The sequence below is a fragment of the Kitasatospora cinereorecta genome (assembly GCF_024172095.1).
In the GTDB taxonomy this organism is placed as follows: Bacteria; Actinomycetota; Actinomycetes; order Streptomycetales; family Streptomycetaceae; genus Kitasatospora; species Kitasatospora cinereorecta.
In genome coordinates this window covers 15,356-29,329 of record NZ_JAMZDX010000004.1, presented here as the reverse complement: position 1 = coordinate 29,329, position 13,974 = coordinate 15,356, and the positions used below count along the sequence as shown (strand labels likewise).

7 protein-coding genes and 1 pseudogene are annotated in these 13,974 nt (G+C 70.4%); 3 read left to right on the top strand and 5 right to left on the bottom strand.

Annotated elements, in window-relative coordinates:
* The 3 genes and pseudogenes from FHR36_RS20135 to FHR36_RS20125 form a co-directional block, all read left to right on the top strand.
* Complete coding sequence (locus FHR36_RS20135; protein ID WP_253799509.1) at positions 1-1,743, top strand: helix-turn-helix transcriptional regulator; 1,743 nt, start codon at positions 1-3, stop codon at positions 1,741-1,743.
* Positions 1,744-2,662: 919 nt separating this feature from the next.
* Positions 2,663-3,232, top strand: a complete 570-nt coding sequence (locus tag FHR36_RS20130) for a DUF4190 domain-containing protein (protein ID WP_253799507.1) — start codon at positions 2,663-2,665, stop codon at positions 3,230-3,232.
* Positions 3,233-3,769: 537 nt separating this feature from the next.
* A pseudogene (locus FHR36_RS20125) lies at positions 3,770-3,928 on the top strand (IS5/IS1182 family transposase); the annotation flags it as partial.
* A gap of 874 nt (positions 3,929-4,802) precedes the next feature.
* Here the strand turns inward: FHR36_RS20125 and FHR36_RS20120 are convergent.
* The 5 genes from FHR36_RS20120 to FHR36_RS39975 all read right to left on the bottom strand — a co-directional run bounded on the left by FHR36_RS20120 (position 4,803) and on the right by FHR36_RS39975 (position 13,966).
* A complete protein-coding gene (locus FHR36_RS20120; protein ID WP_253799505.1) occupies positions 4,803-5,126 on the bottom strand; it encodes a hypothetical protein in 324 nt (107 codons plus the stop codon).
* Positions 5,127-5,478: 352 nt separating this feature from the next.
* Entirely contained in the window at positions 5,479-5,808 is a 330-nt protein-coding gene (locus tag FHR36_RS39980) for a PQQ-binding-like beta-propeller repeat protein (RefSeq protein ID WP_253799504.1), read from the bottom strand.
* A gap of 159 nt (positions 5,809-5,967) precedes the next feature.
* Positions 5,968-6,762, bottom strand: coding sequence for a hypothetical protein (locus tag FHR36_RS20110; RefSeq protein ID WP_253799502.1), 795 nt, complete (start codon positions 6,760-6,762; stop codon positions 5,968-5,970).
* A 1,354-nt stretch (positions 6,763-8,116) separates the two neighbouring features.
* Positions 8,117-9,169 carry an acyltransferase family protein gene (locus FHR36_RS20105; RefSeq protein WP_253799500.1) on the bottom strand — a complete coding sequence of 351 codons (1,053 nt, stop codon included), beginning with the start codon at positions 9,167-9,169 and terminating at the stop codon, positions 8,117-8,119.
* Between the two features lie 774 nt (positions 9,170-9,943).
* Positions 9,944-13,966: an RICIN domain-containing protein gene (locus FHR36_RS39975; RefSeq protein WP_253799498.1), complete on the bottom strand. Its 4,023-nt coding sequence runs from the start codon at positions 13,964-13,966 to the stop codon at positions 9,944-9,946.
* Positions 13,967-13,974 lie beyond the last annotated feature (8 nt).

The following is a 13,974-nucleotide window of genomic DNA, read 5'->3' as shown; positions in this document are numbered from 1 at the left end:
TTGTCCTTGCCACTGCCGTCGGCGGCGCCCACCGGCGCCGCCGCTCCGCTGGTCGGCACCACCGCTCCGCTGGTCGGCACCACCGAGAAGCGCGCGGACTCGACACTCCTGACCTCCGCCCGCCTGCTCGCCGCCCAGGGCAGCGCCGCCCAGATCAGCGCCCTGCTGCGCGCCCTCGTCACCGACCCGCTCGGGCTGCTGCGGGCCCTTGCCTCGGTCGGCTCCCTCGACCGCGCCGTGGAACTCCTCGACACGGCCCTGACCCTCGGCCTGCCCGCGGAACTCAACGCCCGCCTGTGGTGCCTGCTGGTCGAACTGCGGCTGGCCGGCGGCGACGTCCGCCGGACCCTTGCCGCCGCGGAGGAGATCCTCGGCCGCGACACGGCCGAACTGCCGGACACCGTACGCAGCGCCGTGCTGGCCGGGCGCGCCTTCGGCCGGTACTTCCAGGATGCCGACCGGGGCCGCCGGCATGCCGAGTCCGTACTGCGCGGCCACGACGAGCGGATCGCCCCGGACGCCGAGGTCCTCGCCGCCACCGCCGTCCTCTCCGACCTGGCGCTCGCCGACGGCCGCCTGGCCGAAGGACTGCGGCTGGCCCGGGCCGCGGTGGCCGGCGCAGCCGCCATGCCCTCACCCGTCTGGCGCGCCTACCTCCACCTGGTGCTCGCCGACCGGCTCGTCGACGTCGGCGCCCACGCCGAGGCCGAATCCACCGTACGGACCGCCGGCGTCGACCTGCTCGGGCTGGGCGGCGGGATGGACTCCGTCGTCGCCCTGCACCGGGCCCGGCTGCTGGACCACCGGGGGCGGCTCGCCGAGGCCCGCGACGAGGCCCAGCAGGCGCTCACGGCCGCGGTGTGCCAGGGCACCCTGCTGTACGTGCCGCCGCTGCTGGCCACCCTGGGGGAACTCGCCCTCAGGTTCGGCGACCACGACGGCGCCGAGGCCTTCGTCCGCCGCTACCGCCGGATCCTCGCCGACGGCGCCAGCCGACTGCCCTCACCGGTCTACGACTGGGTCGAACTGCAGGTCACCGCCGCCCGGCACGGCGCGCACGCCGCCCTGGAACAGCTCGAACTGCACTACCCCGACCGGGCGCAGCGGGCCGCGCTCTTCACCCGCCAACCGGGCGCCGCCGCCTGGTTCGTCCGGACCGCCCTGGAGGCCGGGAACCCGCACTGGGCCGCGATCGCCGCCCACGAGGCCGAGCGGCTGGCCGAGGACAACCGAGGCATCGCGCCCCTCGCGGCCGCCGCAGGGCACGCCGTCAGCCTGCTGCACGGGGACCCGGACGGCCTGGTCCGCGCCGCCACCGAACACGGTCACCACTGGGCCCGGACCGCCGCGGCCGAGGACCTCGCGGCCCTGCTGGACCCCCGATCCCGCCGCCGCGCCTTCGCACAGCTCCCGTCGGCGGCCGTACCGGCCATCCCGACGCCGGTGCCGGTGCCGACCCTGCACGTCGCCGACCCGGGCGCCCGTGCGGCCGAGGAGAACGCCGACGCCCTGAGCGACGTCGAACGCACGGTGGCCCACCTGGTCAGCCAGGGCCTCACCAACCAGCAGGTGGCCTCCCGGATCCACCGCTCCCCGCACACCGTCAACTACCACCTGCGCAACATCTTCCGGAAGGTCGGCCTCAGCTCCCGGGTCGAACTCGCCCGCCTGGCCCACCTCTGGGCAGCCGACCACCCCGGCATCGCCGACCATTCCAGGCCCGTTGCCCCGGCAATGGGCTGATCCGTCGCCGAGCGCCGACGAGGTCGGTGGTGCTCATTCGACCACCGTCCATCGCGGCCCCGGCCGACCACCAGCAGTTGCCCGGAGAGCGTGCGGAAGGTCCGGTCCGGCACTGCGGACGCATCCTGGTGGTACACAGGAAAGATCGTCAGAACCTTGGTGAAGGTCTGCACGTGACTGAGTCTGTTCAGCGGTGCAGCTCCAGGGTGAGGACGGCCTTGGCCGCTGACCTCAGCCAGTTCGGACTGCAGCGGGTGTGGCGGAGGATTCGCCGGCGCTTGAGCGTGGCCACGCCGCGTTCGACCGGGTAAAGGAGTCGGGCGTGGGCCCCGGTTCAGCGATCTCTGCCCGACGCTGAGCTCCTTGCGCGGTGGGCGCCTGGTTCGGCAGCTGGAAGTACGCGCTGCCGGCGGGTTGTGGTGATCGACGACGTTCCGGGGATGTCTTGGGCGTCCGCGATGGCCCGGACGGGGTTCCAGCGGCCGGTCGGCGGGATCGGGGCCGGACCTCGGCGGGCTGGTCGTCGGGTCGAGATGTCCAGTCCGGCCCAATCCGGGCGGGATTGGTACCAGCTGATCGAGTTGTGCGCGTTTCGGGCGGTCCTGGCGGATGCCACGGTGTGTACGACCCGGTCGACCCCAAATGACCGGCTGCCGCTGGGGCTCAAGGGCTCCGGGGCCGCGATCGGCTCGAATCCGACCGCCGGATCCCCGAATGGCGAGCGACGCGGCCCACCCCCCTTCTGGGAGAGCGGCGGTGACACATCATCATTTGACGGTGCGTCCCCGGAAGCAAACGTGGCGGTCGACTTTTCGCGACGGAATTGCCAGATCCGTGAATCACCGATATTCCTATGCATCGCTACCGGGATGCAGCGCCTGAATTCACACTCCCTCCAAGGAACGACGTGCCCATACCCATGAACGAGGCCACCCCGGACGCCGGCGCGGCGCCGGAAGGCTATCCGGCTCACGTGCAGGAGAAGCGGTCGAACGGATTCGCTGTCGCATCGCTGGTCTTCGGCCTCATCGGTGGACCTGTCCCCGGTATTTCCTTCGGAATCGCCGGTCTGAACCGTGCGAAGAAGGTCGGCGAAGGCAGAGTGATGTCCTGGGTGGGCATCGCCCTGTCGGTCCTGTGGCTCATCCCGGTTGCCTACCTCGCCCCGCACCTGCTCAAGGCGTCGAACGCGGGCTGCATCTCCGCCAACGACACCGTCGCAATGTATGGCCGCGAGAAGCTCACCGCGGACAAAGACGACCCCAACGCCTTCAAGGCCGATCTCCAGGCTCTGGTCAGCGGGCTCGACGCCGCGGCTGTCAAGGGCGGCGAGTCCGACGCGGGCTCGGCGATCCAGAAGGTCGCCGATGACTTCAGGGAACTGGACAAGGCGTACGAGAGTCGAACGAAGCCCAGCCCGGACCTGGACACCCGTCTGGACGCCGACGCCGCCAAGCTCGACTCGGCCTGCGGGGCGATCGGCAGCTGACATTCGCCCCGAGGCGGAGTGCGGGCCTGTCGTGAAAACTGACGCGGCGGGGGCCTGCGCGTCGTCCGGATTCCAGCGATGCGGTCATCCCACGAAGGGGCACTGCCATCCTGGACGGCGCGTGCCGGGTGCGACAGACGGGGCGGGCAGGTCGGCAACCCTGTCACGTGCAGCAGGGCCGCCCTTCCCGCGGTTCACCGTCGGAACCAAGGCCGGCACGCCGGAGTACGGCTGCGCCGGCAGTCCGGTCATCTCCTTCGCCGCCGAGGCGACGGCCGGCAACACCCGGCTAGTCTGCGGGTGGCAGAGGGTTGCCGTCCGGTCGGAGCGTCGGCGCCGGGCGGTGCCGTCGAGTCTTCGCACCCATCTGGTCCAGGGCCCGGACCAGGTGGTTTGCGGCCAGGACCCGGCCCTGCGAGCCGGGCCAGAGGCCAGCGATGTCGGCTACGTGCTGACGGTCTCCTGCGCGACCAGGATCCGGATCAACCAGGGACGCACCGCGATCCGCGCGGACCGAGTCCCGCAGGCCGATGGCCTGCCCGCCGTGGGGTACCCCATGGGTCAGGTCTCGGCGTCCACCGCTGGGTCGTCGATTCTACGATCGCCCGGCTCCACGGCTTCCGCCGCCTACGCATCCGCTGGGAGCGACGGGACGACATTCACGAGGCGTTCCTCGGTCTCGCCACCTGCCTGATCACGCACCGACACGTCCAACGCCTTGGGACACAATCCGTGTGGACGGCGCAGCAGCAACATGCACCTGGCGCCCCCATACCTGCTGGACCTGGCCGCACTCATCTCCCCCCGTGTCACCGCCATGCCCGTGCTGAGTGCTGCCGCCGATGGGTCCGGCGGCTTCGGGGGACCCCATGCGACCAGACTGACGGGGGCTTGCCGTCGTGGTCCAGTGCCGGGACCTCGGGGGGATCCGGCTTGCCGCAGGACCTCTTTGATCTGTGGGGAGTCGGCGGTCAGTGGGTGGGGCTGTGCGAGACGCCTGGTAGGGGAAGCGGGGTGGCGGACACCAGGGTGATGCACTCGGCCCTGGTCGTCCGTATGAGGATCTGGCCGGGTGGGCAGCTGGTCGGTTCGGGGATGGGGAAGTTGGTGGGACGCGGCCCCGGTCCGGCCGGGGTCGACCTGGTGGCGGTCGGTTTGGTGCTCTGCCTGGTGGCTGAGGGCGTGGGATGTGTGGGCGGTGCGGACGTCTCGGCGGCGGGGGTGGCGCTTGCCTCCGTGGGCGACGGCGCGGGTGTGGGCGAGTCGGACGGTTCGGTGGACTGGCTCGAAGTGGGCGGGGCGGCCGCAGACGTCGGGCTGGGCGCGGGGGCCGGCGGGGTCGCTGGGGTGCCGCCGAGCAGCGCCACTCCCGCAATGGCCGCCAGCACCAGGACACCCGCTCCGGCCAGCAGGGCGTGCGCCGGCTTCGGGTGCGGTCGGGTGGCTGTGGTGCGGCCTTCCGCGTCGCCTAGGTCGTTCATGGTGTGTACTCTCGTCGCGGTTCGCCGGGTGGACCGCGTGATCGTAGCGCCCTGCGCCGCCATTGCCCCGCGCCCGGGGGTTGGGGCGATCAGCAGCACTGTTCCGGGGCGTCCTCGACCAGGCCCATGATGGCGAGGACCTCCGCGTTGGCGAGGAAGACCGCGGGGCCCTGGTGGTTGTCCGGCATGGCGGTGGCCTCGTCGGCGGTGAGGCCGATCCAGCCGATCGCCCCGCCGCCGATTTCTGCGGGGTCGAGGCCGTGGCGGGCGCACAGTGCGCGGTGGGCTGCAGTCAGGTAAGCAGCCCAGGTCGGGTGGTCGGCGGGGTAGGTGCCGCTCAGCTCGTTCAGCCAGCCGTCGGCGTGGGCCCGATACCGGTCCGCGGTTCGCGAAAGTCGCTGACCAAGCCGCACGGGCCCTCCGCCGGGCCGGCCGGTCCGCGGTGTGGAGGCGGTGCCACCGACTGCGCGCGTGGTGGTCGGCGCAGAGGGTCAGGGTCATCGCGGGCGTTGCGGCGGAGGAGTCGGTGGAGGCGTCGACGGCGACGGTGACGTCGGCACCACAGCGGTGGATCGCGGTCTCGTGCATGCCGCGCCTCCTGATCTTGGTCGGGCCTCGCGCCACCCGAGAGCCCGGACGAGCCCACGGCACGGCCGTTTCTGACCCGTCTCACCGAAGTTTGACCGCCGGTATCAGGGGGTGTCGTTCTCGACGGTCGGGGAGTAGACGACGTTCGGGTTCGTTGGGCTGCTGCTGGGTGTGGGGTTAGGTGGTGGCGCAGTCCAGGATTCGGCCGTCGGACGTGCCGACGAGCAGGCGGCCGGGTTGGGTTGCGGTGAGCGCGGTCGGGACGGCTGGGGCGCCGGCGATGGTCAGCCGGTGGCGCCAGCGGAGGGTGCCGTCATGGAGGTCCAAGGCCAGGAGCTCGCCGTCGCGGTAGGCCAGGTAGGCGGTGTCCGCTCGGGTGTCGAGGTCGGTGGCGACGTGGTCGGTCCGGAAGATCCAGCGGGGCACGCCGTCGGCGGCCGCGCGGCGGACGACGAAGGAGCCGCCGGGCTGCAGGCCTCGGCCGTCATAGACGGTGCCGGCGTACACCAGGTCACCGTCCCCGGTCTCCGCACCCGGGCCGGGGAAGTGCGTCTGCCCGGGCTCCCAGGAGAGCGGGAACAGGGGTTGGGCGCCCGGCCCCTTGGGGGAGCGCGCCGCGAGCCAGTCCTGCTTGGGTCCCCGGCGGGCTCGTGCGACCTGGCGAACCTAGTCCCGGCTGCCGCGCCGGATCCGCAGGCGGTCTCGCCGGTCGACGTACGCGGTGGTCCGATGCTGGATCAACAGGCCGTCGGTGAGGGCGGTGCCTACGGACCGCTCCGGGGTGCCCTCCTCCTGGTCGAGGGTGGCCAGGACGGTGCTGTCCGGCAGTTCCTCGACGGCCAGGACGTGGCGCCGGGGCTCCCAGTCCGGGCTCGGCGCGGAGAGCGCTCGATGGGCTTCGTCCCGTCCGTCGGGGCGCGGGGCGGGTACCCGGGGGCCGGCCAGGTCGGCGGCGGTGAGCGAACGGGGTGCGGCAGCACGCCAGTCGGGCCGCCGCACGACGGCGACGTGGCCCTCGGTGTGAGCCTTCCGTTCGTCCTTGTAGTCGTCGGGCGGTGCCATCAGCACGCGCAGGGCCTGCCCGTCGAGCCAGGTCAGTCCGAGGACCTGGCGGCCGAAGTCGTGCTCGATGAGGGTGGTGGCGGAGCCCGTTTCCCAGTCGAGCAGGAGCAGCTCGCCCTCGAAGAAGTAGCCGCCGTCGTACTCCCCGGTCCCGACGGCGAGCAGGGGTTCCGTCGGGTGGAAAGCCAGGGCGTGCACCGGGAACCGGGTCCGGAGCACGGTCCGGCAGCCGAGGTCCCCTACGCCGTACACCGCCACCGTCGCCATCTGGGCGAACCCGGGCTCACCCGCCACGGCGAGCAGACCACGCCCCTCGTCGGACACAGCCAGGACAGGCTCACCGGCCTCGGCAAACGGGCGCTCACCGAGGACGCGCAGGACACGGAGCGGGGAGGTCATACCGAAGATCCTCCCAGCCGGTGCCGTCGCAGTCCTCGCGGCAGCCATCCAGGATCTCCATGTGAGGCCAGTGTGACGGAGCACCGTGGTTTGCGAGTGATCGCGGAAGGACCACAGGTCTGCGGCCTGGCCTTGCGCGTTAGTTTGCGACTGTGGAGCACGGTAGTTTGCGAGTTCGCGGTTGCCCTGGTCGCTGACGGTGCTGGTGGGCTCCGTTCATGAGAGCGGGTTTCTGGTCCAACTTGAACAAAGCCAACGTGGGCGAGGCGCGCCGACTGCTCAGACCAGGAACCTCGCCGGACTTCTCGGATACCGGTGCAGCTACCGTTTTGGCATGCGTGTCTGCCGGGGCTGATGCAGTTCCACGCGCGGGTGGGTACGACGAGCGGGAGCACCTTTCGCAACAACCCCGGGGTTCGTTACCGCGGAAAGGATTCAGCACGAAGAGGGGTACGACGAGTGTCTCGGACAGCACTGTTTTTCGCGCGGAGCGTGGTGGCGGGGGGATTGGCACTCTCCCTGACCGGATGTTTCATGTCCGACCCGGAGGGGTGGCGGTTCGGGCTGAGGGTGTCCGACGGGCGCTACGAGGTGAGGATTCCGCTCTGCCCGGGGGAGAAGACAACCGAGGTCCGCATCACGACCCCGGTGCTGTGGACCGCGGCCCGGTTGAACTCCTGAGGCTGGGCAACCCGCTCTCCGGGAGGGCGAGGTCCGGTTATGTCACCGTTTGGTCCGCAGGCGCCTTGGCGACGGCGACCGGCGAGTTCTCGGACCACCGGGTGCTTCACGACGTCGACAGGCTCCCGAAGCTGTTCGAAGTCGGGTTCAGCAACTCCGATGGCCCGGTGGCGGCCGACGTCGTGGATACCGAGAGGGCCGCTGCCGAACACCTGGCGGCAGGTGCGAGTACTGGACCGGTAGAGGTGCGATGACCGGCGCGGAACTCGACCGTCAGCTGGGCTGCAGCTCGCCCCGGTCGTAACCGCACGGACCCGCGCGGACGGAGCTGGAGCCCCGATCAGGCCTCGGGCTCCAGCTCCGTCGTTTCCGTCCGTCCCGGCCTTGTTGTCATTCCCAAGGGGCGATGCGGCGAGGGTGACAGCCGCCCCTTGTCCGGGTGCACACGGCAGTTCCACTTCCACTCCTGCCACGTCGTGCCGGGCGTGTTCCGGGCCGCGGCGTACGCCACCGTCCTGCTCTCGCCACCGTGGCCGACTTCCGAGGTACCCCCGACGACGTTGCCGACGCCGTCAAGGCCCAGTCCCGCCCGTGCCCCCGTGGTGCGTACCGGGCGCCACTGCTTCGCGGTCCTGGAGAGCTGGGGAACTGCGAGAGCAGCGAGGTGCGGGTTTCAGCCGGTGGCAGCACCTCCGGGCCTGTCCACCCAAGCGTGTTCGGTCGCGACCCTCTTCTTGGTCAGGTTGCGCAGGAGGCGTGTTCCTGGTCGTTCGACCAGGCGGTGGGTCAGCCATGCCGCTGCCAACATTCCCACGGTGAGCAGTGCGAGCAGTGGCCAGCCGCCCAGAGTCGGCTGGAACACATGGATGAGGTTGATGCCGATTGCCTGATGGAGGAGGTACAGGGGGTAGGAGATCGCTCCCGCCACTGGCAGCCATGCCCAGGTGATCCGGTCTGTCCGGCCCGAGGCGACGAGGTACATGACGCCGTACATCGCGCTGACGGCGACGGTCGCGAGCGAGGCCCTGCCGTGGGTGCCGCAGATGGCGGACATCCGGGCTTGGGCGAGGAGCCACGTCAGCGCGAGGAGCGAGAGCAGTTCGCCGTCGACTCCTCCTCGACGGCGGACCAGGTAGAACGCCACCCCGGCGATGAAGAACGGGGCGTAGCTGGCGATGGCGAGCGTCACGATGAGTGGGACGCCGGACTGGGGCGCGAGGACCGCAGCGAGCGCCCAGATCCAGCAGAAGGTGGCGACACGCCGATCGTTCGTTCCCATCCACATCACCACCGAGAACAGGATGTAGAAGCGCAGTTCGACCCAGAGCGTCCAGTAGACGGTGTCCACATTTTCGACGCCCAGTGGCATTTGGAGCATCGACAGGTTGGTCAGTGCCTGGGTGGCCGTGACATGCTGCGTGTCCGGGTAATGGGGGGAGAAATGCAGGTACGCGGACGTCAGGAAGACCGCGAACCAGTAGGCGGGGAACAGGCGGATGATCCTGCCGCGCCAGAATTTCCCGAGCGAGCTGCCCCACGCGGACATGGAGATCACGAACCCGCTGATCATGTAGAACAGCAGTACCCCGAGGTGCCCGTATTCGGCGACGCGGTGCAGCGGATGCAGGCGGTCGGTGGACTGCTTCCACAGTTGCCGCCCGTCGTCGCCGAGATAGTGGAAGGCCAGCACCATCAGGGCCGCACACAGCCGGAGGCCGTCGAGCACGAATATTCGCGGTGACCTTACGCGTCTCGCGTAGTCAACTCTCGCCTCGATGACGTTCGAGGGCGATTCGGTAATTGTCGAGGATGACAAGTCTGTTCCTGGGTCTGAAATGGCTGACAGTGCAAAGTCGGTATTGGGCGGAGCAAGTGGTGCGGTAGCACGGCGGGCAGTGCCGCTCAGGAGCGATCAGCGCCGGTCGGGCGCCGGCGTCCGGAGGCATCGTCCGGCGTCCGCCGAGGTGATCGGGGCGTGTCGGCACAGCCCTGCCGGGCCGGGAGCGGTCGGGTTGGGACGCGCCTTCGGAGGTCCGCTGCCGGGACAGGCCCGCCCTCACTCCTGCCGGTACGGCGCTCTGGCGCGATCACTTCCGCGCCCTGAGGGCCCGGCGGCCCGTAGAAGGCTCCGGACAGGCCTCGTGCGGGCTCTGCGACCCGCGTACATGACGCCCCTCGTCCCCCTGCGCAGACAGCGGAACTCGGCCAGGACTTCGGTGCGCCCGGAGCCCGGTGGCCTGGTCGTGGCGCGGAGGCAGCTGAACGCGGCGTCGGCTTCGACGCGCGGATCATGCCGAGCGCGTCGGAAGCGGGTGATCTTCACGGGGGTCCTCGTCAGCTGTTGCGCGCGAAGTTGTTTGGGCCCGATCGTATCGGGGAGTCCGGAGGCGGGTCTCTCTGCCCGCCGCCGGTGTCAGCACGCGCGTTCCGCTCGTTACGGGGAGCGCCCCGGGCCGTGGCCCGGGGCGGTCGTGGTTCGCTGCGAAGGCGGTCTCGGGGTTCAGATTTTCCAGACCTGGTCGGCGAAGGCGGGGTTGCAGTCGTACACGAGAGCGGCCGCGCCGGGTCCGGGGGTGCTCCACGGGATGTACATGCAGCGGTTGCTGTAGCCGTTGCGGAGCTGGTAGCCGCCGCCGGTGACGGGGTCGAGATACCAGACCTGGTCGGTGAAGGCGGGGTTGCAGTCGTACTGGGTGACGGGGACGTTGTTGCCGGGCGTGGTGTAGGAGACGAACAGGCAGCGGTTGTTGAAGACGTTGCGGAGTTGGTAGCCGCCGCCGGTGACGGGCTCGATCTTGAAGAGCTGGTCGGTGAAGGTGGCGTCGCAGTCGTACTGCTGGGCGGGGGCTCCGTTGTCGGGTGTGCGCCAGGAGACGAAGAGGCAGCGGCTGCTGAGGCTGTTCTTGACGGATGCGCCGGGGGAGAGGATGTAGCCGGGGGTGCCGGAGAGTGCGGCGGTCTGGGCTGCGGTGAGGGCTGTGCCGTTCCAGGCCTGGATGGTGGAGAGGGCGCCCTTGTAGTAGGTGTCGTAGGTGTCGGCGTGGAGGGCGTTTCCGGTTCGGAGCTTGCCGGTGAAGCCGGTGACGGGGGTGTGGGTCTTGGTTCCCGCGCTGACGCCGTTGACGTAGAGCGTCATGGTGGTGGTGGTGCTGTCGTAGGTGGCGGTGAGGTGGGTCCAGGCGCCGGTCTGGACGGTTCCGCTGCCGGGGGCGGGGTGGGCGCAGTCGTAGGTGGGGGTGGCGGTGTCGGCGGTGGCCATGCAGAAGTACCACTGCTTGGTGGTGGGGTCTGCGTAGAGGCTGATGCCTGCGGTGTGGTTGCCGTCCTGGGAGAGGACGGTTCCGCTGGTGGTGTCGGGCTTGGCCCAGGCGGAGAGGGTGAAGCTGGTGTTGGCGGTGACGGCGGGGGTTGTGGTGGTCAGGGCGCCGGTGGTGCCGTTGAGGTGGACGTCGGGGTTGAAGAGGTCCTGGCTGCTGTAGGTGGCGTCGGGGTTCGGGCCGCTGAGGGTTGCGGTGCCGACGGTGTCCTGGGCGGTGAGGATGTGGGTGGTCTGGTCGACGGTGTTGTCGCCGAGGGGCCAGGCATGGGTGGGGGCGGTCAGGGGCTGGTTGGCCTGGGTGGCGAGGGTGGTGCCGTTGAACAGGTTGGCGGTGGCCTTGCCGGTGGAGTCGACGGACCACAGGTCCGGCGTGCCGTCGCGGTTGATGTCGGCGGCCTGGATGACGGGCTTGGCGGCTGCGTTCCAGCCGCTGTCGGCGAGCTTGAGCGGGGTGGGGGCGCCGGTGCCGCCGGTGAGGTCCATGAGGTTCTGGGGGCTGTAGTAGTAGAGGGCGCCGCTGGTGTCGTTGCGGGTGAAGAGGGCGGGCAGGCCGCCGACGAGGGTGGTGGTGATGGTCCAGCCGGCCCAGCTGCCGGTGCCGGTGGGGCTGGTAGTGGTGACGTCGATGGCGGCGGAGGCGCCGGCGAAGGCACCTGGGCTCACGCTCGCCTGTTCGACCTGGAGCTTGTTGTCGACGAGGAGGATGAGCGCGGGGAAGCCGTTGACGGGCACGTCGTTGAGGGTGTTGTAGAGGGCGCCGCCGTTGGCGACCTGGGTGGCCTTGCTGCCGGCCGCGGTGGTGAAGACCTTGTCGGCGACCTTGGCCGAGGTGCCTGCGTCGGCGGTGAAGGCGGAACCGTCGCCGTTGCCGAAGAGGACGGATGCGGTTCCGGTGGCGGGGTTGTAGTCGAGGATGTCGTTGAAGCCGTCGCCGGAGGCGAAGTGGCCGGCGATGGCCTGGGTGGTGTTCCAGTCGGCCGGGCTTCCGGGGGTGTTGAGGAGGTTGCCCTTGACGCCGATGTTGTCGGCGGCGGTGTTGAGGGTGCTGGTGCTGATGCCGGAGGACAGCCACAGGCCCGGGGGGAGGGTGGCGGTCTTGCCGACGACGGTGAGGTCGGCGCGGCCCTGGCCGGTGAAGTCGTTCTCCGGCGCGGTGGCGGGGGCCGCGGCGTCGATGGGCAGGACGGCGGAGTCACCGATGTTCCCGCCGACCGAGACGGCGGTGACAGTGAGGGTGTTGACCCGGCGCGTGGGCTTGAGGGTCACGGTGGCGTTGCCGGCGGAGGCCGTGACGGTCTGCGGGGCGGCGCCGTTCAGCTGGTAGAGGTAGCTGCTGGGCGTCGGCGCCGAGGGGTTCGCGGTGAAAGTGAAGGAGGCGTCGGCGCCGACCTTGTAGGTGGTCGTGTTCTGGGTGATGCCCGGCCGGCCGGGCACGGAGACGTCGAAGGTGAAGCGGCAGGTCGTGCTGGTCGGGCCGTTGGTGATGCCGTCGCTGGCGTAGACGTTCCAGGCGAACGTCGTGGGCTGGCCTGCGGCGGACTTGGCGAGCGTGTCCCTCGTGACGTTGAGCGAGGACGAGGTCCCGGAGGTGGCGTACAGGGAGCCGGTGCTGCTGGAGGCGATGCTCTGGCCGGTGGTGGTGTTGACGAGGTTGAAGCCGACGCCGAGCGAACCGCCGTCCGGGTCGCTGACGGCCGCGAACAGGGTCACGTCGCCGTTGCCGACCACCGTCGGCGTGCTCGCGTCGCACGCGGTGGACGGCGAGGTGACGAGCTGGCTCGGCGTGTTCGGCGCATGGTTGTACGTGGTCGACATGTACATCGTCGACGGCTGGAACTTCTTCCACCCGAGCGAGTCGGACTCGTCGGAGGCCTTCAGCGCGAGGGTGACGTCGACCGAGTTGTTGTTCGCCGCGGTCTGCATCACCGAGGTGGTGTCGAAGCCGACCGATGCGGCCGGGCAGTCGTTGGACCAGCCGTTGGCGACGGTCTTGGTGTCGAGCCTGCTGATCCATCCGGGCTGGTTGTTCCACGTGGTGGTGTCCGAGATGGCCCCGGTCCACCACAGTTCGACCGGCTTGGCCGTGCAGGAGGCCGACCAGGTCTCGGTCGCGTAGAAGCGCGACGAGGTGACCTGGGCGCCGTAGATGCTGCTCGGCACATTCATCCGGGTGTAGGTGCGCCCGACGTAGTAGGGGGACTCCCAGCCGTTGTAGCCGACCCGCAGGCCGGTGCTGTCGGAGGTGTGCCAGTAGCTGGTGCTGCCGTAGTGGGAGTTGACGTACGTCCAGGCCTGGGCGGAGCTGCCGGCGGACGCGTAGGTCGGGTCGATGTACAGCGGCCAGACGGTGTTCTGTCCTGACAGCAGTGCCGGGTCGGGGGTGAGGGTGATCGTGCCGCTGCTGAGGCCGGCGGCCAGGGGGGCGGTGTGGGCGGTTGCTCCGGGCTCGCTGGCGCTCGAGAGGGCGGGTGCGCCGCTGTGGGCGTCGACCTTGGTGCCGGTGGTCGGGTCGGTCACGGTGGGGGCATTCGTGTCGACGGCGGAGTCCCAGACGCCCTTGACCGGGGCGGGGGCGGAGAAGACGGTCCTGCCCTGCTTGTCCCGGGCGGAGATGTTGCCGGCCGCATCGGCGGCCAGGTCGACGCCGCTGGTCTTCGTGGTGAAGGCCAGCGACTTCAGGGCCGGGTTGGCCGCGGCGGTGGCGTCCTTGACGACGAGGACTTCCGAGAAGCCGCCCTGCTGGTCGGCGGTGACCTTCAGGTCCACACCGGTCAGGAGGGCGTAGGTGGCGGTCGGCCCGTCCAGGGCCGGCGCGGGGAGGTTCTTCGTCAGTGAGGCGGGAAGCGTGACGGACAGGGTGCGGCCGGCGGACTTCATAGAGGCCAGGGCGCCGCTTCCGCCTCCGGACAGGGTGAGGTCGCTCGTGGTCAGAGCGGGGCCTATCGAGCCGTCGGAGCGCTTGACGAGCGTCGCGTCCAGCGGCTTCCACCCGTTGGTCGTGTGCTTGCGGACCGGTGCGAGGGCCTGGTTGAGCGTGAAGCTCCCGTCCGGGTTCGCGGTCAGCTGATCGGTGGTGGTGGTCGCCGCGTCCACCGGGACGGCCTTGCCGGTCGACTTGGCCTGAGCGGCGGCCCGAGGCGCCGTGACAGCCGTCGGCGCTGGCGCCGGTGCCGGTGCGGTGCCCGTGGTGCTGGCGTGTGCCACGGGTGCCA